This is a genomic window from Mesorhizobium huakuii, from assembly GCF_014189455.1.
GTDB lineage: Bacteria > Pseudomonadota > Alphaproteobacteria > Rhizobiales > Rhizobiaceae > Mesorhizobium > Mesorhizobium huakuii_A.
In genome coordinates, this window is sequence record NZ_CP050296.1 from 5,444,471 (window position 1) to 5,468,149 (window position 23,679).

The following is a 23,679-nucleotide window of genomic DNA, read 5'->3' on the forward strand; positions in this document are numbered from 1 at the left end:
TGTTATTCCTTGACCGCGCCCGATGTCAGCCCCGAGACGAAGTAGCGCTGGAAGATGAGGTAGACGATCGCCGCCGGCAGCACCGTCATCACGATCGCCGCGTTGAGCTGACCGTAGTCGCGGGCGAATTGGCTCTGGAACGACATCAGGCCAAGCGGCAGCGTCCAGCGATCCGGATCCTGCAGGATGACCAGTGCCATGGCGAATTCGTTCCAGGTGGCGACGAAGTCGAGGATCAGCAGCGCCGCAAGCACCGGCAGCGACACCGGCAGGAAGATGCGCCGGAACACGGTGAAATGCGACGCGCCGTCGATAAGCGCCGCCTCGCTCAGTTCCTTCGGCACGTCTTTGAAGAAACCGTGCAGGATGAACACTTGGTAAGGGACGCCGAAGGCGAGATAGGGCAGGATGATGCCGACATAGGTGTTGATCAGCCCGAAGCTGTTCACCTGCTTGAAGATCGGCGCCAGCATCACCTGGAACGGGATCATCGTGCCGAACACGATGGCAAGGAAGACCACCTTGTGTCCCCGGATCTGGATGCGGCTCAGCGAATAGGCGGCCATGGCCGATATCATCAGCCCGAGCGGCACCTTGATGACGGTGATGATGGTGCTGTTGACGACCGTTGTGCCGAAATCGCCGCGCCGCCAGGCATTGGTAAAATTCTCCCAGGCGATGCTGGTCGGTGGCGAGAACGCGCCGCTCCCCATCACCGTCGCGTTCGATTTTAGCGACGTAAAGATGATGAATACGAACGGCGCGATCCAGATCATGGCGACGATGATCAGCGCGATCCACAGTGCCACCAGCAGCGGATCCACCCGCTCCGCGCCGGCCTGGCGAAAGGGGCTGGCGACGCCGCTCATTGATAGGCCTCCTGCCGCTTGAGCGTCCAGCGCAGGTAGGGGATGACGACGGCGACGGTGATGAGCAGAAGCACGACGGAAATGGCGCTGCCGCGCCGAAGTCACCGAGTTGCATGGCTTGTGTATAGGCCCACATGGCCAGCATCTGCGTCGATTGCGCCGGTCCGCCGCCGGTCATGCCGTAGACGATGTCGAAGGCTTTCAGCGAGTTGATCAGCGACAGGATCAGGACGATGGTGATGGTGGGCCTCAGCGCCGGCAGCGTCACGTAGCGGAACAGCTGGAAGCGTCCTGCGCCATCGATGCGGGCGGCTTCGATCAGCGTCTGTGAGACCCCTTGCAGCCCGGCCAGGAACAACACCATCGAGAAGCCCGCGACCTCCCAGACATAGCCTATGAAGACCGAATAGAGTGCGACGCTGCGGTCACCCAGCCAATCCTGGATCAGGTTGGCCCATCCGGCCGCGGAGAGCAGGCTGTTGAACAGCCCGAAGAAAGGGTCGAACATCCAGCGCCACATCGTTGCCACCGCGATCGGCGCGATGATCACGGGCATGTAGAACAGAGCGCGCAGCGGCGAGCGACCGGGGATGTTCTGGTTGAGGCCGAGCGCCAGCCCAAAGCCGATCAGCGGCGGGAAGATGACCGACAGAAACGTCCAGATCAGCGTGTTCTTGAAGGCGACCCAGAACACCGGATCGTCGTGCAGCACGTAGCGGTAGTTGTCGAGCCCCACCCAATGCTTGTCCGCGTTCAGTCCATTCCATTTCATGAAGCTGAGCTGGATGACGTCGATCATCGGGTAGAAGGCAAAGACTGCGTAGGCCAGCACCGCAGGCGCCAGCAGCATCAGTCCCTGCAGGGTCGGATCCTGCAGTTTCCGGCGAAGCTGACCTGACCGGGTCGGCATTCGCGCATGGCGATCGGCGGCGGAAATGTTCACAGCCATGTATGGTCCCAGGAGCGGTGCGAAAAAATCGGCTGGCCGGCCCCGGCCTTCGGCTTGTCGGGCCGGCCATCGCGAGGTTCAATATCAGCTGCGGTTGCCGATGAATTTCTGCAGCTCGGCAGCTGCCGCCTTGGGATCGAGATTGTCGCTGGCAACCTCGTTGATGACCCGGAAATATTCGGTCGTGACATCGAGCGGGAAGGCCTGGTCGCCATTGACGAATGTCGACGGGAACTTGCCGAAAATCTCGATCCATTTCTGGTCGAGCGGTTCGGTGCTCGTGTACTTTACGTTCTTGTTGACCGAGATCGAACCGAAATCGCCAAGGTGCTTTTGCTGCACGTCGGTGGATTCCAGATAGTTCAGGAATTTGGCGGCGATGTCGGGAACTTTGCTCTTGGTCGAAATGTAGTTGTACTCGGCGAAGCCATAGAGGCGGTCGGTGCCGGTCGGGAACGCGAACAGGCCGAAATCGGCTGTGCGGTTTTCGCCCTTGAGCTGTCCCACCAGCCAGTCGCCTTCAAGCATCATGGCGGCCCGATTGCCGAGGAAGAGATTGAACGACTGCGCCTGATCGATGCCCATGAACGGCTTCAGCGTGTAATTCGATGTCCATTTGTGGAACTCCTCGAAGGAGGCCGTGGCGCAGGACTCGTCGGCCCAGCTCACCCGCATGCTCATCAGCTGGTCATGCTTCTCGACGCCGCATTTGGTTTCCAGGATCATATCCATGAGACGCATGACGTGCCAGTTGACGGTTCCGCCAAAGGTGATCGCCGGAATGCCGGCGGCTTTGAGCTTCTCGGCGTCGGCGATGAGCTCATCATAGGTCGCGGGGGCCGTGGTGATGCCGGCCTTCTCGAACAGCGCCTTGTTGTAGTAGAGCGCCTCGCCGTGGAATGTGTAGGGTACGCCGTGCCTGCCACCCTCATACTGCTTGGAAAAGGAAAGCGCCGGTGAGAGCAGTTCGTCGTCCCATTTGTATTCGGCGTAGTATTTGTCGAGCGGTAGGCTAAGTCCCGCCTTGACGAATTCGCCGCCAAGGCCGAGGCCGCCCCACATGAAATAGATGTCTGGTCCCTGGTCGGAACCTGAGGCGACGCGTAGCGCCGACTTGTGTTCATCCGTGCCGCGGCCCTCAACCTTGATGGTGACGCCTTGATTGGCGGCCTCGAACTCCTTCACGATGTCAGCCCAGGCCTTGTTTGCGGAATCGTTGGCGAAGGTCAAAGTCCAGACCTTGATCTCCTGGGCCGACGCCGCGCCGGCGACCATCATGGCGATACCGCTCAAAAGCGCTATGCGCCGAATTTTCCTCGACGTTTGCATAGTTTCCTCCTCGTCGGGCTCCCTCAAGATGCGCTGAGCCTTCGAAGCCGACCCTAGTTATATTAATCATCATGTCAACTGGTATAATGAGATGAAGAGTGGTGCTCGACATCTTCGGTATCGGCGGCACGCGCCGGAACGCAGGCTCTGCAAAGATCGGTGCGGCCGCTTGGTCGGCGGCTACTTGCCCAAGGCCAAGTATCGCAGGTCGGGGTCGCGCCTTTGGCGCATATGGACTAGGACGGACAGGTCGGTTGGGCCTAGCCTATTGCCGAACCCGACTGCATCGTCCCGGTGGGCGACCATCTGGATGCGAGAATGATGCAGGCGACATTTCCGGTATTCGACCTCAAGCGGTTCGAAAACGCGGGCGCGCGGGAGAAAAAGACGCTCGGCGCCGAGGTCGACCGCATCTGCCGCGACACCGGATTCCTGGCTGTGACCAACCACGGCATTCCGCAGGCGGTGATCGACGCGGCATGGTCCAAGGCACGTGCCTTCTTCGATCTACCGCCGCAGCAGAAGCAGCGCGCGAGGGCGCCCTACAAGGGATACCCCTACGGCTATCTCGGTCCGGAGTTGGAGGCGCTGGCAAAATCCCGCAATGTCGAAACGCCGCCCGACCTCAAGGAGAGTTTCAACGGCGGACCGCTCGGCGTGCCGCAAGGCATGTCGGATCCCGAAGCGCTCGCCTTCTGTTATGCCGAAACGATCTGGCCTGAAGAACCGGACGGATTCGTCGACGCCTGGAAGGCCTACTATGCCGCGCTCAAGGATCTGGCGCTGCGCGTCATGCGGGTCTTCGCCACCGCGCTTGGCCTGCCTGAAAATCATTTCGACAGCTATCTCGATGCGCCGATCAGCGCGCTGCGGGCGCTCAACTATCCCGAACAGCATGTCGCGCCGAAGCCTGGACAGATCCGCGCCGGCGCCCACACAGACTATGGCAGCCTGACCATCCTTTTGCCGCAGGCCGGATCACGTGGCCTTCAGATCATCACGCCGGATGGAGAATGGACCGAGGTGCCGCCGATCCCGGGAGCCTTCGTCATCAACATTGGCGACCTGATGGCGCGCTGGACTAACGACCGCTGGGTCTCCACCGTGCATCGTGTGGTCAATCCGCCTGCCGATCAGGGCGGCAGGGACCGGCGCCAGTCCATGGCCTTCTTCCACCAGCCGAACTGGGATGCCGAGATCAAGGTGCTCGACGCCTGTCTTGCCGATGGCGAGGCGCCGAGATACGCACCGGTGCGCTCCGGCCCTTATCTGATGGAAAAATTCAAGGCGACGACGAAGTAATGCATGTCGCCCAAAAGTGCGTAGCGGTTTTGGGATAACGACATGCATCAAACAGGAAAATGCATGCCGCCCAAAAGTGTGTGACGCTACCTGCCGAGAACCAGCGACCAATAGCGCAGGTTGGGGTCACGTCCGTCGCGGACATAGGCGAGCCCGAAGCGGCTGAAATCCGCATCGAGTATGTTGCGCCGGTGGCCCTGCGAATGCATCCAGATGTCGAACAGTTCTTGCTGGTCGAAGCGGCCTTCGGCGATGTTCTCGGCCGCGCTCCCCGCACGCCATTGTCCTTCATGCGCGAGGCGAAATCCTTGCCCCAGCCGGTGGTGTGGCTCATGCGCTCCCGCGACGCCATGTAGCCGGCCTGCTGCAGCGCCGCCTGCTCGAGTTGGGTGTCCGGCGTCAGCGGGCCGAGCCCGGCTGTGGCGCGCAGGCCCGCCAGAGTGGCAGTGGCCGAGGAAGAGACGCCTGCGCCTTCGCCCGTCGGGACTGAGACGGTGCTGCAGGCGGAAAGCACGGCAAGGGCCGCGAGGCCAGCTACCATGAGCAACGTGTGCCTGTTCGGATTCGGGATCGGGGAGTTTGCAGTTTTCGCGATCATCATGCCCACCTGACATAATGGCGATCATGGCTTTTGCCGGGCAGGGCGGCAGAATCTGGGATGGAAATGAGAGGCTAACCGCTCATTTGACAAGCGTGATCATCCGGCTGGCATACATTTCGCGATTTCCAAACACGGCCGAGCAGTCGGTTTTGATGGATGAGTTTCCCGTCATCTGCACGGTCAAGCCAACAAGCCTCAGACAGTCCCCCCTGACCGCTCATATCTGAGTTGCCGGCAAAGGAAACCGCCGCGTCAGGCGCGTAGACGAAACCGCTGATCACGGAATTTGCACCGCCATTCAGCGTCAAGGCCGATGTGTTGCCGCGGTTCTCGAATATGGTGATGCCGGCGTAGGGACCGCTGGTGGGTGGCGATAGGTTCACCTGTTCATTGGCATTTATGGTGATCTGTGAGCCCTCCATGAGGAACAGGGTCACGCCTTGACCGGTCAGGCTGCCGTTGCCGCCGGGCTTTATGGTGACGCCACGGAAGATGTAGACGCCCGGATTGAGCGTGATGTTTCCCGACAACGTCTTGTCGCAATAGGTTCCGGGCGACAGCGTATAGGTTTTGCCGTTCGGGACCGGCAGGCACAATGTGGAGGGGGAGGGACGACGTCCGCCAGAGGATCGAAAGATGCATATTGATGTTCGAGCGGGGCTCCGCAGGTAAGATTGGCACTGGGCGGCGAAAGCCCGTAAGTGCCGCCGACGGTCGAGACGCAGCCCGCTGAAACCTGTGCGGAACCGCCTCTGCTGACGGCATCGGACGCGTCCGAGTTTGCCGCGATGACGCAGCTGGTCATAGAGACATTGGTCGAGCCCTGCAGGCTTACGGCTGACGACGCATGTGGATCGAGCGCCAGCACACAGGCCTGCGCACCGGGGTTCATCTTGACCGTGGCCGAGCGGTGAGCTGGCCAGGGGGCCGCGCCATTGATGAAGCTCGGATGGTTGATGCTGGATGAAAGCGAGATGTAATAGGCGCTCGGGTCGCCGCTGGCGGTTGTCGAAAAAGCGGAGACGCTGTCGGAATATTCCTGCTGGTCGGCGAGGCTCAAATTGGCCGCGAAGAATGTCAGCCCAAGTCCCTGGACATCACTCGCGGCCATGCTGGGCAGGTACTTCGTGCCGACGGCAAGCCCTGCCGCGTCCAGCGAGTTCTGCAATTGCGCGGCGTCGTCACTCGTGCCCGTCAGATCGATCGTGCCGGCCACGACAACCATTATCGGCAGCATCGCTATGGCGGTCGCCATGGCAAAGTTGCCCCGCTTCGAAGGCCAGAAGCCCCTCAATGTAAACATCGTCCGCCGCCAAGGTTTGCAATGCCTAGGTGATACGCTTGGGGTCTCTATGAGTAATTTAAGCAATAGCTAAAATGCATAGATTCTGAAATGAGGCGAGGTGGCTCGCCAAACGAAGGCCGTCCGGCACGCTCAATGAGGGGCAATAGCCGGAGATGAACACGACAACGACTGGTTCCAGCCATTGACGCGGCGACAACCGACGCCAGATCTGCTATCGTCACTCTCGTTCTTGCAGTGGCAGCTACGGGCGGCCTCACCGCGTGACCGCCCCCGACACACGGGAGGATGGTTATGGCCGGCTTTCATGTCATGGCGGACGCGTATGGGATGCATGTGCAGCCCACGGTGCGCCGCATCACCACGACGGATCTCTGGGACGCGCTCAAGCTCGGCGCCGAGGATTTCTGGGCAAAACCGTCCCACTACGTGTTTCTGTGTCTGATCTATCCGATTGTCGGCCTGATCCTCACCCAATGGTCGTCGGGTTCCAACGCCATTCAACTCGTCTATCCCTTGATGTCAGGCTTTGCCCTGGTCGGGCCTTTTGCCGCGATCGGGCTCTACGAGATCAGCCGCCGGCGCGAACTCGGCATGAACACGGATTGGCGCCATGCGCTGGATGTGCGCCGTTCCCCGGCGCTGCCGTCGATCGCGGTCATCGGCATCATGCTGTTTGCGCTGTTCCTGCTGTGGCTGTTCACCGCGCAATCGATCTACACCAGCCTGTTCGGCGACCAGCCGCCGGCTTCGATCGGTGCCTTTGCTCGCGACGTGCTGACGACCGGCAAGGGCTGGACCTTGATCTCTGCTTGGCAATGCGGCCGGGTTTGTCTTTGCCGTGGTGGTGCTGGCCACAACGGTGATCGCCTTTCCGTTGCTGCTCGACCGTGATGTCGGTGCCGTCTCGGCAATCGAAACCTCGGCCCGGGCGGTGATGGCAAACCCGCTGCAGATGGCGCTGTGGGGGCTGCTGGTTGCGGTGCTGCTGGTGATCGGCTCCATCCCGCTGTTTGCCGGACTGGCTGTGGTCATGCCGATCCTCGGCCACGCCACCTGGCACCTCTACCGCAAGGTGGTCGAGCCGGCACAGATCCGGCCGATCCGCCGGCCGATGTAGGCCAAGGCATGATCCCCAAAAGTGGGAACCGGTTTTGGGAAAAGATCATGCTCAACTAAGGCATGATCCCCAAAAGTGGGAACCGGTTTTGGGACCATGCTCTGCCGGAAGGGCTCAGCGCTGAGCGTCGGTCGCCATCTTCAGCGCCAGCGCCGTCAGCACGCCTCCCATCATCCAGCGCTGGATGACCAGCCACAATGGCCGCCCGGCAAGGAAGGTGGCGATCGAGCCGGCCGTCACCGCGATGATGGCATTGACGGTCAGGCTGATTGAGATCTGCGTCGCGCCCAGAACCAAGAGCTGCGACAGGACGTGGCCTTTGCCGATGCTGATGAATTGCGGCAGCAGCGACAGATAGAGCACCGCCACCTTGGGGTTGAGCAGATTGGTCATCAGCCCCATGGCGAACAGCTTGCGCGGCCGGTCTTTCGGCAGGTCGCGCACCTGGAACGGCGAACGTCCGCCAGGCTTCACGGCCTGCCAGGCAAGCCACAAGAGATAGAGCACGCCGGCAAAGCGCAGCGCGTCATAGGCATAGGGCACGGCGAGCAGCAGCGCGGTGATGCCGAACGCCGCCGACACCACATAGAACAGGAAGCCGACCGCGACCCCGCCAAGCGAGATCAGTCCGGCCTTCGGCCCTTGCGACAGCGAACGCGAGATCAGGTAGATCATGTTCGGGCCTGGCGTCAGCACCATGCCGAGGCAGACCAGCGCGAAGGCGATATGATTGGCGGTATCGGGCATTGTTCGTCCCCTAAGCGTGCCGCGATGGATGCGCGATCCCGCGAGCGGCTCCTCTGTGCCCGTGATCGCACGCGCCTGCAAGGGCTTGGCGGCGCCAGGCGTTGCGCCAGACGGCTTTAGCCGACTACCCGCAGGTTCGACAGTTCGTTGCCGATTTCCTTGAAATCGTTCGACAGGCTGGCGCCCGTCGCATTCCAGAACAGCTTCACCGGCTTGGTCGGATCCGTCGGGTCCTTGCGGAAGCGCGAGTCCGACGAGCAGGATTTCAGCGCATCGATCGCCAGCTTGTCGCTTGCCTTGGTCGTCGACAGGTCGAGCGCCACCGTCATCACCATGATGTTGGCTGCCTTGGCGTTGTTGCAGAGCGTTGCCATCTGTTCGTTGAGTGCGTTGGTGTAATTGCCGTTCGAATAGTCGAGCTGACCGATGGCGCTCGATGTGCCCATGAACATGCGGCCGACCGAGGTGCCGTTATAGCCGGGGTTGAGATAGCCGTAGGACGCATAGGTCGATTTCGAGTTGGCGGGATCTGAATAGCCCAGCGAGGAGGGTGTGTAGTAGGTGTTGGCGCCGTCGGTCAGCACGATCACCACCTTGTCGTTGCCCTTCTCGGTTTCCGGGCGCCCTTGCGTGAACGGTTCGCCGCTTGAGACCACCCGCCAGCCCCACGCCAGGCCCTCGGGAACATTGGTGCCGCCATTCGGCTGCATCAGGTCGATCGCGGCCTTGATCGCGGTGGCCCCATCGGTGACGCTGACATCGGTCAGCGGCGTGATCGGGTTGGTGGTGCAGCTGTAGTTCGGGCCATTGCCGGAGGGCAGCGCCGGCGCATCGATCGGCCGCAGCTGGAAATATTTGGCCATGTTACGCAGCCGCGTTTGGCCGGTGCTGCTCGAAGGATCGTCGTTCCACCAGCTGTTCACCGCGCCGTAGGTCACCGGGGCGGCTTCGTCGGGGTCCTGGGTGAGCTTCCAGTGATTGCCGGGCTCGTCGGGAGCGAACATCGGCACGAACATCGTTGCCGGATCGCCGACGCCTATGCCCGTGTTGGCCGAGCCGCCGGATGGCGGGGTGTCGTTGACATTGTAGGGGTAGGGCCGGGCCTCCACGCAGCCCTGCCAGCTGGCAAACGGACCGTAGGAATCGATGTAGTCATATTCGTCGTGGCTGCGTCTGCAGGTGTTGTTCGAATTGTACTCGTCGCAAACCACCCGCTTGCTGTTGACGACACGCTCGTGGTTGGTGACGACCTTCATGTCCCGATACAGCGAAAACCGGGTCAGCATCTGGCCTTCCTCGGTGCCCCAGCCAGTGCCGCGCTTGTACCAGATGCCGTTGGTCTGCTGGGCGTATTTGTTGGCCGCATTCAGCGTCGACCAGTCAAAATTCTCGTTCGACACCGGCGACAGGCCTTCGGTGTCCATCCACGACGCGTTGCCATTGCCGGGGCCGACATTGACCGAAGCGGCAAAGGGCACGAGGCCGAACTGCACCGGCTTGTCGACCTGCTTGATCATGACCGCCTGCTGGGCCAGCGTGTCGACCAGCTGCTTCGACGCAGTCTTGAGAAGATCGATGCGCTTTTGTCCAGAGCCGGTGCCGAGTGTGGTCATCGATCCGGAATTGTCGAGCACCAGGGCAACTTCCAGCGTGTTCTTCAGCCGCACCTGGGAGGTGACGTTGAAGCTGATCCTCTGGTTCGCATCGGTCGCGGATTTGCCGACCATCTGGGCGAAGGCAGGATAGAAATAGGGCTTGTAGGCAAGCTGCGCCGTCATCGTGAGCAGGCCACCGCCGCTGGTGTTGCTCGGCAAAGTGACGTTGAGCGTCGTGCTGGCGGGATCGACATCGTTCAGGTTGGCATTGAAGAAATCGAGCGCATAGGCTCTCAACTGGTCGTCGGTCGCGCCTTCCGTCAGCCGGCGCGCCGTGGCGAAGTTGGCGGCATCGAGCGCATTCGTCACCATCTGCTTTTCGCGGTTCATTTCGGTGAAGTCGACCGCGATCGCCAGGCCGCCCATCAACGGCACCATCGCCACGACTGTCATAAGAGCATAGTTTCCGCGTCTGTCGCGGCGGAACTGGCGCCAGATTTCATGCATGTCTTGCAGCGGCCCCCGCCGGCGGATTCTCGATTTGACGCCAACTTTTCACAAAACGCTGAAGGACGGGTTTGGGAAACCGCTCTATTGCTTGGTTGGCGCTTCACCAACCGCTAACCAATGCGAGGGCAGCGGGCGCGATGCGGTTCAACACAAAACGCCCTGCTTAGTCAGGGGAACTTGCCGATCAACTGACGATGCGTGAAAGCTGGTGACAGCATGGATCGGTTCGGATAATTCGAACCCGCTGCGGCGAACCGTCCGGCCGGGGCACTCGCAACGCTCATATTGAAGGAAACGGCATGGCGGATTCGCCTGAAATCGTCGGCTCGCTCGAAGACGTCTCGAAAGCCTATTCGGCAATTCTTTGCGATGTCTGGGGCGTGGTGCACAATGGCGAATGGCATTTTCCCGCTGCCGCGGCGGCGCTGGCCAAGGCAAGGGCAGCCGGTATTCCCGTTGTCCTCATTACCAACTCGCCCCGCCGCAACACCGATGTCGTGGCTCAGATGAGCGCAATCGGCGTTCCGCCGTCAGCCTACGACCGTGTGGTGACCTCGGGCGACGTGACCCGTGACCTGATCGCGGAGGGGCCACGCAAGGTTTTCCACATCGGCGCCGACCGCGACCTGACCCTCTATGACGGCCTCGATGTCGATCTCGTCGAGGAATTCGAAGCCGCCGGCGTTGTCTGCACCGGGCTGTTCAATGACGAGGTCGAGAAGCCTGAGGATTATGCGGAAATGCTGCGCCGATTGCGGGCCAGAAACCTGCCGTTCATCTGCGCCAATCCCGATATCATGGTGGAGCGCGGCGAACGGATCATCTGGTGCGCCGGTGCCCTGGCGCGCGACTATGCCCAGCTCGGCGGCCGCACGCTGATCGCCGGAAAGCCCTATGCGCCCGTCTACGACGTTGCGATGAAGGAGGTGGCGGAGGTGCTTGGCCGGCCGGTTGAGCGTTCTCAGGTGTTGGCCATCGGCGACGGGATGATGACCGATGTGAAGGGCGCGGCCGACAATGGTTTCGACGTTCTCTATGTTTCCGGCGGCATTCATGCCCGCGACTACGGCGATGCATCCCGGCCGGACCCGGCAAAACTCGGGCTCTTCCTGGAACGGCACGGCTATCGTCCGGTGGCCGTCATGGTCAGACTGCAGTAGGTGGCAATGGTAGCCTTCCAGCATCTCTCGGCAACCGCGCCGCTGCCCGCCAACCTGCGTGGCGGCGTTGTCGCGATCGGCAATTTCGATGGCGTCCACCGTGGCCATCAGGCGGTGCTCGAACTGGCGCTGGCCGAGGCTGTGCGGCGTGACGTGCCGGCCCTGGTGCTGAGCTTCGAACCGCATCCGCGAAAGGTCTTCAGGCCTGACATGCCGCTGTTCGTGCTGACGCCGCCGCCGATGAAGGCGCGGCTTCTGTCATTGCTGGGCTTTGCCGCACTCGTCGAGCAGCCATTCACGCGCGACTTCGCCTCGCTGTCGGCGGAAGCGTTCGTCACCGACGTGCTGGAAAGGACGCTCGGCATCACCCACGCCGTGACCGGTTTCGATTTCCATTTCGGCAAGGATCGCCAGGGCGGACCGGCCTATCTGATGGCGGCCGGCGAACGCCATGGCTTTGGCGTCACACTTGTCGACGCCTTTCGCGACGAGGGCGCCGAGGTGGTTTCATCGAGCCGGATCCGGGCCTTGCTCTGCAATGGCGAGGTGGCCGAGGCCGCCGGTCTGCTCGGCTATCGCTTCACTGTGGAAAGCGAGGTCGTCGGCGGCCAGCAACTCGGACGAACGCTCGGCTTTCCCACGGCGAATATGCGGCTTCCCGCGGAAGCCACCCTCAAGGAAGGAATCTATGCCGTCCGCTTCCGGCGCGCCGACGGCACGCTGCATGACGGTGTCGCCAGCTTTGGCCGCCGCCCGACTGTCGATGACAATGGCGCGCCGCTTCTGGAAACCTTCGTCTTCGATTTTTCCGGCGATCTCTATGGCGAGACCTGCCAGGTCTCGTTCTTCGGCTTCCTGCGCAGCGAGATCAAATTTGATGGACTCGATGCCTTGGTGGTGCAGATGAAGCGCGATGAAGCCGAAGCACGCGCGCTGCTTGCCGGCGTCAAGCCGCTATCCGGTCTGGACGCTTCCGTGGCGTTCTGAGCTACTTCTTCAGCGCAAGGCCGACCGCGATGAAGGTCCAGCCCTGGAAGATCAGGTCGATCGCCAGGAACAGTCCGAGCACCCACAGGCTGTTGACCGGCCAACCCATGGCGATGATCAAGCCCGCAAGCACGCTGATGATGCCTGCCGCGACGATCCAGCCCCAGCCCTGTTCCGGGCGGTGACTGTAGCCGACCCAAGCCCGCAGCGCGCCGGAGGCGACGAGCGCAACGGCGAGCAGGAAGGTCAGCACCGCCGAGGCCAGCAGCGGATTGTCGAAAGCGAAAAATCCGGCGACCGCGTAAAGCAGTCCGCTGAGCAGCCAGTATAAGAAGCGGCTCCAGGTCTTGACCCCGAAAGCATGCATGATCTCTATGATGCCGGCCACCAGCATCAGCCAGCCGACGACATAGACGGAAGCCACCGTGGCGATGAACAGATTGCCAAAGGCAATGCCGCCGAGGATCAGCAGCAACACGCCCAGTCCGACAAACCATCCCCACTTCGCCCGGGTCTCCCCGATCGCGTTCTTCAGTGTATCGCCGTGCAAGGTCATGATCCATCTCCCTCCACATCTGGCCGCGCATCCTGCGGTTGAAGGAAGATAATCCCAATGGCACTACCCGTCCAGCGCGGTGGCTATTGCAAAGGCGCGTCGAAGCTGGTGTCATCCCCCTTTGCACCAGGGAGGTATGACAATGAAGCGATCCCATGGGCTCGCCCTGTTTTCCTCAACTCTCGCCCTGCTCGCTGCCACTGCGGCTTCCGCATTCGCAGCGCAGCCCGGCGATCCGCCGGATGGCATCACCAAGATAGAAACGGTGGTCGTCATCTTCGCCGAGAACCGCGCCTTCGACAATCTCTATGGCCATTTTCCCGGTGCCGAAGGCATCGACAAAGCCAGCCAGGAAAGCCTACAGCAGCGCGACCGTGACGGCTCGGTGCTGTCCGAACTGCCGCCGGTGTGGGACGGGCTGACCGCCAAGGGCGTCACGCCGCCGGTGACGCAGGCGATGACCGAGCACCTTCCAAACGCGCCGTTCACCGTGAACGACGCGAAGGGTTTCAACGTGCAGCTCAGCGTCACAACGCGCGATCTCTGGCATCGCTACTACCAGAACCAGATGCAGATCAACGGCGGCAAGAACGACATGTTCGTTGCCTGGGCCGATTCAGGTGCCATGCCGATGAGCAATTGGGACGCTTCCAAGACCGACATGTGGTCGGTCGCGCAGAAATACGTGCTGGCCGATCATTTCTTCATGGGTGGGTTCGGCGGCTCGTTTTTCAACCACCAATGGCTGATCTGCGCTTGCGCGCCTTACTACGCCGATGCCGACAAGAGCCCGGCCAAACCGTCGATTTCGGTAACGGATGATAGCGGCACAGCGCTGAAGATCGCCGACAATTCGCCGAAATCGGCGCGCGACGGCATTCCGAAATTTGTCTCCGATGGCAATCTGACGCCGGACTTCCACGCGGTGAACACGATGCAGCCGCCTTACCAACCGAGCGGCACCGATCCGGCGCCTGGCGGCGATCCGCTCCTTGCGGATCCGGCCAAGCCCACCACGCTGCCGCCCCAGACGGAGCCGACCATCGGCGACATGCTTAGCCTCAAGCACATCACCTGGGCATGGTATTCGGGCGCCTGGCAGTACACGCTCGACCACGGCAACAACTCGCCGATTCCGAATTTCCAGTACCACCACCAACCGTTCAATTATTATGCCAATTACGCGCCGGGCACCGCTGCCAGGCGCGAACATTTGCGCGACGGCGGGCTGGGCGGCGTTAGCTTCATCCAGGCGATCGACGACGGCGCCCTGCCACAGGTCTCCTTCTACAAGCCACAGGGCAATCTCAACGAGCATTCCGGCTATGCCGACATCGAGGCCGGAGATCGCCATATCGCCGACGTCGTCGCCCATCTGGAGAAAAGCCCGCAATGGCCGCATATGCTGGTCGTCGTCACCTATGACGAGAATGGCGGCATCTGGGATCACGTCGCTCCGCCCAAGGGCGACCGCTGGGGGCCGGGCACACGCATCCCCGCCATCATCGTTTCGCCCTTCGCCAAGCACGGCTATGTCGATCAGACGCCCTATGACACGACTTCGATCCTGCGCTTCATCACCGAGCGCTTCGAACTGCCGGTGCTGTACGGCATCGTGGTTCGCGACAGGGCCGTCGCCGCGCACGGCGAACCACCGCTCGGCGATCTTACCGCCGGGCTCGACCTCAATTGAAGGCCCGTGTCCGCAGGAAAACGATGAACGTTGACGGGATCGTCGCCCTTGTCACCGCTGCCGGCATCGAGCTTATCGACCGCCGCCGCAACGCCAAGGGCGACGGCTGGTCGCTAAGCTTTGCCAACGGTGCAACGGTGGAGGTGGGTGACGACGGATCGGCGCGCATTGCCGGCAAGGGCAGCAAGACCGTGAGAGGGCTGCTGGACTTGCCGACCGCGCCGCGCCGCGCCTGATCCGGCGCGGCCGGACACAAGGTTGGCCGACGCAACTGTTACGGATGTTAAGTCAAATTTTACCGAACTGGCGCCATGGCTTGAGCGATGCCGGGTGTTTGTTCCGGCGTGTTTCGCGTAAGGGGTATCGATGCGTATTGTCCGAGCGATTCCGCTGCTTCTGACTGCCTCCTTGCTGGGCGCCTCCGCGGCCGAGGCCGGCGATGGCGCTTTCGGCTGGCTGTCCGGCGACTGGTATCTGACGGTTGGCGCCACTGGCCTGGTCGCGCCCAATTTCGAGGGCGGCAAGAAATACATGCTGAGCGCCCAGCCCATCATCTCCTTGGGCAAGGCAGGCCCCCAGGCACGCTTCACCTCGCGCAACGACAACATTTCGCTGGCGCTTGTCGATGACGGCAGCGTCCGCGCCGGCCTGACCGGCAAGTTCCTGTTCTCACGCGATGACAGCAATGCCGACGAGCTCAAGGGTCTCGATCCGGTCCGCTGGGGCGGCGAAGTCGGCGGCTTCTTCGAATTCTATCCGACGGACTGGATGCGCGCGCGTGCCGAATTGCGGCATGGCATCCGTGCCCACAACGGCTTTGTCGCCGATATCGCCGCCGACGCCTTCTATGATGTGACGCCAACCGTCAGGATTTCGGGTGGCCCGCGCGTGTCCTTTGCCTCGGCCAACTATTTCGACGCTTATTATGGCGTCAACGCACAGGAAGCCGTGGCCTCGGGCCTGAGCCAGTACAATCCCGGCGGCGGCCTGAAATCCGTCGGTCTCGGCGGCGCGGTGACCTGGAAGGTGACCGATCCGATGACCGCCAGCCTGTTCGGCGAATATTCACGCCTGAAAGGCCCGGCGGCCGATTCCAGCCTGGTCAAGGAGCGCGGCGACCGCAACCAGTTCATGGTCGGCGTGTCGACCACCTATCGCTTCGACTTCAAGATGTAGGCGAGATCGAACGAGACGCTTTATTCCTGCGCCTATCTCCGCTAAAAGCCACGCCATGATGAGCTTTTCGCGCCTTTTCGCGATCGCGATACGAATTACTGGCCCGGTGTTCCGGGTGGCCTGAGCGCCGCCGGAGCCGCCGGGAGTTTCGCGTGCGCCCTCGCGCTTTTTCCAGAACATCGACGCATATCGCCCAAAAAGTGGGTCCGGTTTTGGGAAAACGATAGGCGTCAACCAAAGACTTCAACGCCCGGGCTTTGTGCCGACGGGCTACGCAGATGGCAGATCAATGACCGACACAGTTGAAACGATCGACTATTCGAAGACGCTTTATTTGCCGCAGACGGATTTCCCGATGCGCGCCGGCTTGCCCGAGAAGGAACCGGCGCTGGTCAAGCGCTGGCAGGACATGGACCTCTACCGCAAGCTGCGCGAGAGTGCCGCCGGCCGCACGAAATACGTGCTGCATGACGGCCCGCCCTACGCAAACGGCAACATCCATATCGGCCATGCGCTGAACAAGATCCTCAAGGATGTCATCACCCGCTCGTTCCAGATGCGTGGCTATGACTCCAACTACGTGCCTGGCTGGGACTGCCACGGCCTGCCGATCGAGTGGAAGATCGAGGAGCAGTACCGCGCCAAGGGCAAGAACAAGGACGAGGTACCGGTCAACGAGTTCCGCAAGGAATGCCGTGAATTCGCCGCGCACTGGATCACGGTGCAGGGCGGCGAATTCCAGCGGCTTGGCGTCATCGGCGACTTCAAGAACCCCTATACGACGATGGCTTTCCATGCCGAGGCGCGCATCGCCGGCGAACTGTTGAAATTCGCTTTGTCGGGCCAGCTCTATCGCGGCTCGAAGCCGGTGATGTGGAGTGTCGTCGAGCGCACCGCGTTGGCCGAGGCCGAGATCGAGTATCAGGACTATGAGTCCGATACGATCTGGGCGAAGTTTCCGGTGGCCAATCTCGTCGTTGCCAGTGTCGTGGACGGGCAGCCTGCGGAACTCAATCCGGACCTGAGCGGGCGGTCGCTGGACTTGCTGGATGCCCATGTCGTCATCTGGACGACGACGCCCTGGACCATCCCGGGCAACCGCGCCGTCAGCTATTCGCCGCGTATCGCTTACGGGCTCTACGAGGTGACGGCGGCCGAGAACGCGTTTGGCCCGCAGCCGGGTGAGAAGCTGATCTTTGCCGACGCGCTCGCCGAGGAAAGCCAGGCCAAGGCCAAGGTCACCTTGAAGCGCCTTCACGGCATCAGCGCCGAACAGCTTGGAAATCTTGTGCTTTCGCACCCCTTCAAGGGCCTCGGCGGCGGTTACGAGTTCCCGGTGCCGATGATCGCGGGCGACCATGTGACCGACGATGCCGGCACCGGTTTCGTCCACACCGCTCCCAGCCATGGCCGCGAGGATTTTGACGCCTGGATGGACGCCGCGCCCCAGCTGCGCGCACGTGGCGTCGACACGGTGATCCCGTTCACGGTCGATGATGCCGGCTTCTTCACCAAGGAGGCGCCGGGCTTCGGCCCGGATCGCGAGGGCGGACCTGCGCGTGTGATCGACGACAACGGCAAGAAGGGCAACGCCAACCAGGCGGTCATCGATGAGCTGATCAAGCGCAACGCGCTGTTCGCGCGCGGCCGCCTGAAGCACAGCTACCCGCATTCCTGGCGGTCGAAGAAGCCGGTCATCTTCCGCAACACGCCGCAGTGGTTCGTCTACATGGACAAGGACCTCGGCGACGGCACGACGCTGCGCAGCCGCGCGTTGAAGGCCATCGACGACACGCGCTTCGTGCCGGCCGCCGGCCAGAACCGCATCCGCGCCATGATCGAGGAGCGCCCTGACTGGGTGCTGTCGCGCCAGCGCGCCTGGGGCGTGCCGATCGCCGTCTTCGCCGATGAGGACGGCAACGTGCTGAAGGACGCGGCGGTCAATAAGCGTATCATGGACGCCTTCGAGGAAGAGGGCGCCGATGCCTGGTTCGCCGCCGGCGCCAAGGAGCGCTTCCTCGGCAACCATGATGCCTCCCGGTGGCGGCAGGTGATGGACATCCTCGACGTCTGGTTCGATTCGGGCTCGACGCATGTCTTCACGCTGGAAGACCGGCCTGACCTGAAGTGGCCGGCTGACGTCTATCTCGAAGGGTCCGACCAGCATCGCGGCTGGTTCCATTCCTCGCTGCTCGAAAGCTGCGGCACCCGGGGCAGGGCGCCTTACGACACCGTCGTCACCCACGGCTTCACCATGGACGAAGACGGTCGCAAGATGTCGAAGTCGCTCGGCAACACGGTGGTGCCGCAGGACGTCATCAAGCAATCCGGCGCCGACATCCTGCGCCTGTGGGTGGTGACGACGGACTATTGGGAAGACCAGCGGCTCGGCAAGAACGTGCTGCAGACCAACATCGACGCCTACCGAAAGCTGCGCAACACCATCCGCTGGATGCTGGGCACGCTCGCCCATGACGATGGCAAGACCGTGCCGCTGGAAGCCATGCCGGAGCTGGAGCGGCTGATGCTGCATCGGCTGGCCGAACTCGATGAGGTGGTGCGCCAGGGCTATGATGCCTTCGAGTTCAAGCGCATCACCCGAGCGCTCATCGATTTCATGGTGGTCGAGCTGTCGGCCTTCTATTTCGACATCCGCAAGGACGCGCTCTACTGCGACGCGCCGTCGAGCGTGAAGCGTAAGGCCTCGGTTCAGGTGGTGCGCCATCTGTTCGAGTGTCTGGTGAAATGGCTGGCGCCTATGCTGCCCTTCACCATGGAAGAGGCCTGGCTCGACCGGCATCCCGATGCCGTTTCGGTGCATCTCGACCAGTTCCCGGAAATCCCGGCGGATTGGAAGAACGAGGCGCTGGCGGAAAAATGGCGCAAGGTCAGGCAGGTGCGCCGCGTCGTCACCGGCGCGCTCGAGATCGCGCGTGCCCAGAAGGTGATCGGCTCCTCGCTGGAGGCGGTGCCGGTCGTCACCATCAACGACGCGGCGCTCGAGGCGGCGATAGCGGACGTCGACATGGCCGAGATGGCGATCACCAGCGATCTCGTCATTGCCCATGGCGAGGCGCCGAAAGGCGCCTTCACGCTCGACGATGTCAAGGGCGTCGCCGTGGTCGTCGAGAAGGCGGAGGATCGCGGCCTGGTCAAATGCGCGCGTTCCTGGCGCTACACGGCCGATGTCGGACAGGATCCTGCATTTCCCGATGTCTCGGCGCGCGATGCCGCCGTGCTGCATGAACTGAAGGCGCTCAGCCGGCGTTAAGTGCATGTCGGTTTTGGGAAAACGACATGCACCCGATCAACAGTGCATGTCGCCCAAAAGTGTGCCGCGGTTTTGGGAAAACGACATGCACCGATCAATAGTGCACAAATGCCACGCCGGGCGGTGCAAATCCGCCCGTGCGTTGCCCTTAACGAGTGGTTGAGGTAAACACGCGAAACTCCGGAAGACAAATTGTCGCCGGATTTCCGTCGCAAGTGCTTGGACGATGGGGATCGGTCATAAGACCGGTGGCGATCGAGAGGCTGTCTAGAGTGGGACTTTTTGGCATGACCGAGAGATATAACGCGCGCCTTGCGCTGCTGGCGCCGCTTGTCGCATCGGGCCTGGCTTTGTCTGGCTGCATGGGCTCTCCGACCTATGGAACCGACAAGACCGCCGCCGAACAGCTGGCCGGCGATCTCACCGGCGCCGTCTCCTTTGCGCCGAAGCACAAGGATCCGATTGACTACAAGCCTCGCCCCACCTTGGTGAAGCCCGCTCCTGGACAGAAGGACGCGCTGCCTGCACCGCAGGAAAGCATCGAGACGGCAAGCGCCCAATGGCCCGAATCGCCCGAGCAGCGCCGAGCCCGCCTGCGCGCCGACGCGACCGCCCACCAGAATGATCCGAGCTATCAGGCTGAGATCGTCGACGATGTGCAGACTGATCCAGCCTCGGTAAAAAGGCGATGGCGGATTCAGGCTCCAGCCACCCGCCGGCATGGACGCCCGCGGACTCCGACAAGGGCCGCGCCGCCGAAATTCAGCGTCGTCTTGCCGCAAGCAAGCAGGGCGACCCCAACACCCGCAAATATCTGAGCGAGCCGCCGTTGGCTTACCGCGTCGCGTCCGACACGGCGCCGCAGAACGAACTCGGCGAGGACGAATACAAGAAGGAACGCCGCCTGAAGAAAGAGGCGGAAGGCAAGAAGGGCGGCTGGTTCGACTGGTTGCCGTCCCTGTAAGATCGGCCTCAGTGCCCATTTTCGGAGGGCACTGCGTGGTTCAGTCGCGACGTTCCCTGAAAAAATCCTTCAGCAGCAGGGCCGCTTCGGTCTCGCCCATGCCCGGATAGATGTCTGGCGCATGGTGGCAGGTCGGCGAGGCGAAGAAGCGTACGCCATTGACGACCGCACCGCCCTTTTCGTCGGCGGCGCCGAAGTAAAGCCGGCGCAACCTGGCGAAGGAAATGGCGCCGGCACACATAGCGCAAGGTTCCAGCGTCACATAGAGATCGTGGCCGGTGAGCCGCTCGGCCGAGAGTTTCCCACAGGCTTCGCGGATCACCAGCATCTCGGCATGCGCCGTCGGATCGGCAAGCTCGCGGGTGCGGTTGCCGGCCTTTGCAACGACTGTGCTGCCAGTGGCGATGACGGCGCCAACCGGCACTTCGCCGCGCAAGGCTGCCGCTTCGGCTTCCTTCAGCGCCAGCGCCATGAAATCCGGTCGCTTCACGCGATTTCCATTCCGATTATCTCCTCGCCACTCCAGGCTTTTTGGTTTTCGTTTGTCTTTCAGGAAAAACCAGTCTCCACTTTTCGCTGACAAACTCTGATGATCCTGCTTTTCCGGGAAAACCGGTTTCCACTTTTCCCTGACAAACTCTGGCGATCCTGTTATGGAGCGCATCAACCCGAAAATCGGACTCGATTTTCGGAAATGATCATGCGCCAAATCAAAGTGCACCAGCGTTCGTTGCGCGCCCGAAAGGATGCGCCACGCTGTAGCAGCGCAAACGGACAAAGGCCACATGGACGACAACGACAAGAAATCTCCGCGCCAAAAAGGCCCGGGCAAGAAACCTGCGGCTCCGCGAGGCGCAGGCAAGCCATCCTTCGGCGCCAAGAAACCTTACGCGCCGCGCGGCGATCGGCCGATGGCCGCCGAGGGCGAACGCCCAAAGCGCGACTTCAAGGGTGGCGACAAGCCGTTCAGCAAGGGGCCACGCCCTGCGGGCAAGCCCTATGAAAAGCGCGAAGGACCACGCAAGCCCTACGCGCCGGGCGGCGACCGTCCAATGGCGGCCGAAGGCGAACGCAAGCCCTATGAGAAGCGCGAAGGACCACGCAAGCCCTACGCTCCACGCGGCGACCGTCCGATGGCGGCTGAAGGCGAACGCAAGCCCTATGAAAAGCGCGAAGGACCGCGCAAACCCTACGCTCCACGCGGCGACCGTCCGACAGCGGCCGAAGGCGAGCGCAAGCCCTACGAGAAGCGCGAAGGGCCGCGCAAACCCCACGCTCCACGCGGTGACCGTCCGGTTGCTGCGGCGGTGGAGGGCGGCGAAAAGCGTTTCGACCGTCCCAAGCGTGATTTTGGTGATCGCCCTAAGCGTGACTTCGCTGACCGGCCCAAGCGCGACTTCAGTGATCGCCCCAAGCGTGATTTCAATGATCGGCCACAAGGGGCATCGGGCGGCTTCAAGCCGCGCCCGCGTCCGGCAGAAGCGACGGAAGAGGCCGGCGAGCGCATCGCCAAGCGGCTGGCGCGTGCCGGCCTTGCCTCGCGCCGCGACGCCGAGGAATTGATTGCGGCCGGGCGGGTCAAGGTCAATGGCCGGGCGCTGTCGTCGCCGGCTTTCAATGTCATGCCTGGCGACATCATCCATCTCGACGGCATGGAGATCCCGCCGATCGAACGCACGCGCCTGTTCCTGTTCCACAAGCCGGCCGGCGTCGTCACCACCAACCGCGATCCCGAGGGTCGCAAGACTGTGTTCGACGTGCTGCCGGCCGAATTGCCGCGGCTGATGACCATTGGCCGGCTCGACATCAACACCGAAGGCCTGCTGCTGCTCACCAATGATGGCGGCCTGTCGCGCGTGCTTGAACTGCCGGCCACCGGCTGGCTGCGCCGCTACCGCGTGCGCGTCCACGGCAAGGTCGAGGAAAGCGCGCTCGCCGGCCTGCGCGAAGGCATTGCCGTCGACGGCGTCTTCTATGGCGCCATCGAGGCGACGCTCGACCGTGAGCAGGGCACCAACGCATGGCTGACGATCGGCCTGCGCGAAGGCAAGAACCGCGAGGTCAGGAATATCCTCGGCGCGCTCGGCCTCGACGTGACGCGGCTGATCCGCATCTCCTACGGCCCGTTCCAGCTCGAGGATCTTCCCGAAGGCCATGTGCTGGAGATCAAGGGCCGCGTGCTGCGCGACCAGCTTGGCGAGCGCCTGGTCGAGGAATCCGGCGCCAATTTCGACGCCGAGATAACCAAGCCGTTTTCCAACAAGCCGGTGCGGCGCACCGAAATCCGCGAGCCGGAGCCCGAGCGGCCGAAATTCACGCGCGACGGCGAGCGCCGGCCGATCGGCGAGGGCGGGCTGATCAAGAACCGCAAGCGCCGCGAAGGCAGCCGCGACGAGGCGCTCGGCAAACTGTCGACCAGCCCCGACAGGGGCGAGCGGCCGGAAAAGAGCTTTGGCGAACGCGGGCCCCGGCCCGAACGCGGCGGCTTTGGCGACAAGCCACGCGGCAGCTTCGGCGATAAGCCGCGCGGTGGCTTCGGCGACAAGCCTCGTGGCGGCGGCAAGAAATCCGAGCGCGAGCAGCGGCCGATAGAGCCACCCGGCCAGCGCAAGGCCAATGTCTGGATGGCACCAGGTGCCCGGCCGATCGGCAAGGGCAGGGCGGAAGCCGATGCCGCCAAGGCGGCCGAGGCCAAGGCGCGCAAGGCCTCGTTCAAACCGTCCTATGGCAAGCCCGACGGCAAACCGGGCGGCGCAAAACCGTTCGGCAAGCCGCGTGGCGAGCGTTCCGGCGGCGGCGGTGGCGGCGAGCGGCCGCGCGGCGGCCCCAAAGGCCCCCGGACACGATGAGAATCGTCGGCGGTGAGTTTCGCGGGCGTCCGCTGGCGACGCCCCGCAGCAGCGCCATCCGTCCGACGACCGACCGCACCCGCGAGGCCGTCTTCAACGTGCTGGCGCATCGCTTTGCCGAACAACTGGACGGCGCGCGCGTGCTCGATCTGTTTGCCGGCACCGGCGCGCTTGGTCTGGAAGCGCTGTCGCGCGGCGCCTCCTATGGCGTCTTCATCGAGGAATCGGCCGAAGGCCGTGGCCTGATCCGCGACAATGTCGAGGCCTTCGGCCTGACCGGCCGTACCAAGATTTTTCGCCGCGATGCCACTGGCCTTGGCGAGGCGGGCACGCTGGCGCCGTTCGGCCTCGTCTTCGCCGACCCGCCCTATGGCAAGGGCCTGGGCGAGCGCGCCTTGCAGTCGGCGAAGGCCGGCGGCTGGCTGCGGCCCGGCGCGCTGTGCGTTGTCGAGGAGACGGCGATGGTTCCCTTCGAACCGGGCCCAGGCTTTGTGGTGCTGGATGAGCGCAACTATGGCGAGACCATCATCCGTTTCATCGAGGCTGCCTGACACGCCTGCGTTGCGCGGCCTCTTTGCCGCCGCCTTTGCCGGCAACAACAATTCACTTTGCTTGTCGCCAGCACCTTGCCTATCGTCGTACCCAAGCAATTCCAGGAAAAGTGCTATGCGGTTTTCCGTCCGGAATTGCATCAGAAC

At 62.7% G+C, this 23,679-nt stretch carries 17 protein-coding genes and 4 pseudogenes; 11 read left to right on the forward strand and 10 right to left on the reverse strand.

Annotation, left to right across the window (positions count from 1 at the left end; all coding sequences use genetic code 11):
• Window positions 1-2: 2 nt before the first annotated feature.
• The 3 genes and pseudogenes from HB778_RS26270 to HB778_RS26280 all read right to left on the reverse strand — a co-directional run bounded on the left by HB778_RS26270 (window position 3) and on the right by HB778_RS26280 (window position 3,147).
• Entirely contained in the window at window positions 3-869 is an 867-nt protein-coding gene (locus HB778_RS26270; RefSeq protein ID WP_183458167.1) for a carbohydrate ABC transporter permease, read from the reverse strand.
• A pseudogene (locus tag HB778_RS26275) lies at window positions 866-1,818 on the reverse strand (carbohydrate ABC transporter permease). The gene HB778_RS26270 and the pseudogene HB778_RS26275 overlap by 4 nt, the downstream one beginning before the upstream one ends.
• A gap of 84 nt (window positions 1,819-1,902) precedes the next feature.
• On the reverse strand, window positions 1,903-3,147 hold the full coding sequence (locus HB778_RS26280; RefSeq protein WP_183458170.1) for an ABC transporter substrate-binding protein: 1,245 nt from the start codon (window positions 3,145-3,147) through the stop codon (window positions 1,903-1,905).
• 318 nt (window positions 3,148-3,465) lie between these two features.
• On the opposite strand from HB778_RS26280, the gene HB778_RS26285 reads away from it, so the two are divergent.
• Window positions 3,466-4,449: an isopenicillin N synthase family dioxygenase gene (locus HB778_RS26285; RefSeq protein ID WP_183458172.1), complete on the forward strand. Its 984-nt coding sequence runs from the start codon at window positions 3,466-3,468 to the stop codon at window positions 4,447-4,449.
• 86 nt (window positions 4,450-4,535) lie between these two features.
• Here HB778_RS26285 and HB778_RS26290 read toward each other — a convergent pair.
• From HB778_RS26290 to HB778_RS41710, 3 genes and pseudogenes are all read right to left on the reverse strand, one after another.
• Window positions 4,536-5,050, reverse strand: a pseudogene (locus HB778_RS26290) (CAP domain-containing protein).
• Window positions 5,051-5,121: 71 nt separating this feature from the next.
• On the reverse strand, window positions 5,122-5,580 hold the full coding sequence (locus tag HB778_RS41705; RefSeq protein WP_244661626.1) for a hypothetical protein: 459 nt from the start codon (window positions 5,578-5,580) through the stop codon (window positions 5,122-5,124).
• Window positions 5,523-6,305: a pilus assembly protein TadG-related protein gene (locus tag HB778_RS41710; protein ID WP_244661627.1), complete on the reverse strand. Its 783-nt coding sequence runs from the start codon at window positions 6,303-6,305 to the stop codon at window positions 5,523-5,525. The genes HB778_RS41705 and HB778_RS41710 overlap by 58 nt, the downstream gene beginning before the upstream one ends.
• Window positions 6,306-6,647: 342 nt before the next feature.
• Between HB778_RS41710 and HB778_RS26300 the strand changes: the two are divergent.
• Window positions 6,648-7,473, forward strand: a pseudogene (locus tag HB778_RS26300) (DUF2189 domain-containing protein).
• 114 nt (window positions 7,474-7,587) lie between these two features.
• Here HB778_RS26300 and HB778_RS26305 read toward each other — a convergent pair.
• Both HB778_RS26305 and HB778_RS26310 read right to left on the reverse strand, forming a co-directional pair.
• Window positions 7,588-8,220, reverse strand: a complete 633-nt coding sequence (locus HB778_RS26305; protein ID WP_027054935.1) for a LysE family translocator — start codon at window positions 8,218-8,220, stop codon at window positions 7,588-7,590.
• Window positions 8,221-8,336: 116 nt separating this feature from the next.
• Window positions 8,337-10,322 carry a pilus assembly protein gene (locus HB778_RS26310; RefSeq protein ID WP_183458174.1) on the reverse strand — a complete coding sequence of 662 codons (1,986 nt, stop codon included), beginning with the start codon at window positions 10,320-10,322 and terminating at the stop codon, window positions 8,337-8,339.
• 302 nt (window positions 10,323-10,624) lie between these two features.
• Here HB778_RS26310 and HB778_RS26315 point away from each other — a divergent pair, with 302 nt between their 5' ends.
• A complete protein-coding gene (locus tag HB778_RS26315) occupies window positions 10,625-11,485 on the forward strand; it encodes a TIGR01459 family HAD-type hydrolase (RefSeq protein ID WP_183458176.1) in 861 nt (286 codons plus the stop codon).
• 6 nt (window positions 11,486-11,491) lie between these two features.
• Complete coding sequence (locus tag HB778_RS26320; protein ID WP_183458178.1) at window positions 11,492-12,472, forward strand: bifunctional riboflavin kinase/FAD synthetase; 981 nt, start codon at window positions 11,492-11,494, stop codon at window positions 12,470-12,472.
• A 1-nt stretch (window position 12,473) separates the two neighbouring features.
• On the opposite strand, the gene HB778_RS26325 is transcribed toward HB778_RS26320, so the two are convergent.
• Window positions 12,474-13,028 carry an HdeD family acid-resistance protein gene (locus HB778_RS26325; protein ID WP_183458180.1) on the reverse strand — a complete coding sequence of 185 codons (555 nt, stop codon included), beginning with the start codon at window positions 13,026-13,028 and terminating at the stop codon, window positions 12,474-12,476.
• Between the two features lie 142 nt (window positions 13,029-13,170).
• On the opposite strand from HB778_RS26325, the gene HB778_RS26330 reads away from it, so the two are divergent.
• The 5 genes and pseudogenes from HB778_RS26330 to HB778_RS26350 all read left to right on the forward strand — a co-directional run bounded on the left by HB778_RS26330 (window position 13,171) and on the right by HB778_RS26350 (window position 20,132).
• A complete protein-coding gene (locus HB778_RS26330) occupies window positions 13,171-14,721 on the forward strand; it encodes an acid phosphatase (protein ID WP_432421208.1) in 1,551 nt (516 codons plus the stop codon).
• A gap of 23 nt (window positions 14,722-14,744) precedes the next feature.
• Entirely contained in the window at window positions 14,745-14,957 is a 213-nt protein-coding gene (locus tag HB778_RS26335; RefSeq protein ID WP_183458184.1) for a hypothetical protein, read from the forward strand.
• Window positions 14,958-15,087: 130 nt separating this feature from the next.
• Window positions 15,088-15,897 carry a MipA/OmpV family protein gene (locus HB778_RS26340; protein ID WP_183458186.1) on the forward strand — a complete coding sequence of 270 codons (810 nt, stop codon included), beginning with the start codon at window positions 15,088-15,090 and terminating at the stop codon, window positions 15,895-15,897.
• Window positions 15,898-16,186: 289 nt separating this feature from the next.
• Window positions 16,187-19,168, forward strand: a complete 2,982-nt coding sequence (gene ileS / locus HB778_RS26345) for an isoleucine--tRNA ligase (protein ID WP_183458188.1) — start codon at window positions 16,187-16,189, stop codon at window positions 19,166-19,168.
• Window positions 19,169-19,455: 287 nt separating this feature from the next.
• Window positions 19,456-20,132: pseudogene (locus tag HB778_RS26350) on the forward strand (hypothetical protein).
• 40 nt (window positions 20,133-20,172) lie between these two features.
• Here HB778_RS26350 and HB778_RS26355 read toward each other — a convergent pair.
• Window positions 20,173-20,622, reverse strand: a complete 450-nt coding sequence (locus HB778_RS26355) for a nucleoside deaminase (RefSeq protein ID WP_183458190.1) — start codon at window positions 20,620-20,622, stop codon at window positions 20,173-20,175.
• 295 nt (window positions 20,623-20,917) lie between these two features.
• Here HB778_RS26355 and HB778_RS26360 point away from each other — a divergent pair, with 295 nt between their 5' ends.
• Entirely contained in the window at window positions 20,918-22,981 is a 2,064-nt protein-coding gene (locus HB778_RS26360) for a pseudouridine synthase (protein WP_183458192.1), read from the forward strand.
• Complete coding sequence (gene rsmD, locus HB778_RS26365; protein ID WP_183458194.1) at window positions 22,978-23,532, forward strand: 16S rRNA (guanine(966)-N(2))-methyltransferase RsmD; 555 nt, start codon at window positions 22,978-22,980, stop codon at window positions 23,530-23,532. The genes HB778_RS26360 and rsmD overlap by 4 nt, the downstream gene beginning before the upstream one ends.
• Window positions 23,533-23,679 lie beyond the last annotated feature (147 nt).

Bases quoted from the DNA above. Each gene is read 5' to 3' on its own strand.
- HB778_RS26360 (WP_183458192.1), top strand. From the start codon at position 20,918: ATGGACGACAACGACAAGAAATCTCCGCGCCAAAAAGGCCCGGGCAAG.
- HB778_RS26285 (WP_183458172.1), top strand. From the start codon at position 3,466: ATGATGCAGGCGACATTTCCGGTATTCGACCTCAAGCGGTTCGAAAAC.
- HB778_RS26310 (WP_183458174.1), bottom strand. From the start codon at position 10,322: ATGCATGAAATCTGGCGCCAGTTCCGCCGCGACAGACGCGGAAACTAT.
- HB778_RS26325 (WP_183458180.1), bottom strand. From the start codon at position 13,028: ATGACCTTGCACGGCGATACACTGAAGAACGCGATCGGGGAGACCCGG.
- HB778_RS26340 (WP_183458186.1), top strand. From the start codon at position 15,088: ATGCGTATTGTCCGAGCGATTCCGCTGCTTCTGACTGCCTCCTTGCTG.
- HB778_RS26320 (WP_183458178.1), top strand. From the start codon at position 11,492: ATGGTAGCCTTCCAGCATCTCTCGGCAACCGCGCCGCTGCCCGCCAAC.
- rsmD (WP_183458194.1), top strand. From the start codon at position 22,978: ATGAGAATCGTCGGCGGTGAGTTTCGCGGGCGTCCGCTGGCGACGCCC.
- HB778_RS41710 (WP_244661627.1), bottom strand. From the start codon at position 6,305: ATGGCGACCGCCATAGCGATGCTGCCGATAATGGTTGTCGTGGCCGGC.
- HB778_RS26305 (WP_027054935.1), bottom strand. From the start codon at position 8,220: ATGCCCGATACCGCCAATCATATCGCCTTCGCGCTGGTCTGCCTCGGC.
- HB778_RS26270 (WP_183458167.1), bottom strand. From the start codon at position 869: ATGAGCGGCGTCGCCAGCCCCTTTCGCCAGGCCGGCGCGGAGCGGGTG.
- HB778_RS26330 (WP_432421208.1), top strand. From the start codon at position 13,171: ATGAAGCGATCCCATGGGCTCGCCCTGTTTTCCTCAACTCTCGCCCTG.
- HB778_RS26335 (WP_183458184.1), top strand. From the start codon at position 14,745: ATGAACGTTGACGGGATCGTCGCCCTTGTCACCGCTGCCGGCATCGAG.
- HB778_RS26280 (WP_183458170.1), bottom strand. From the start codon at position 3,147: ATGCAAACGTCGAGGAAAATTCGGCGCATAGCGCTTTTGAGCGGTATC.
- ileS (WP_183458188.1), top strand. From the start codon at position 16,187: ATGACCGACACAGTTGAAACGATCGACTATTCGAAGACGCTTTATTTG.
- HB778_RS26315 (WP_183458176.1), top strand. From the start codon at position 10,625: ATGGCGGATTCGCCTGAAATCGTCGGCTCGCTCGAAGACGTCTCGAAA.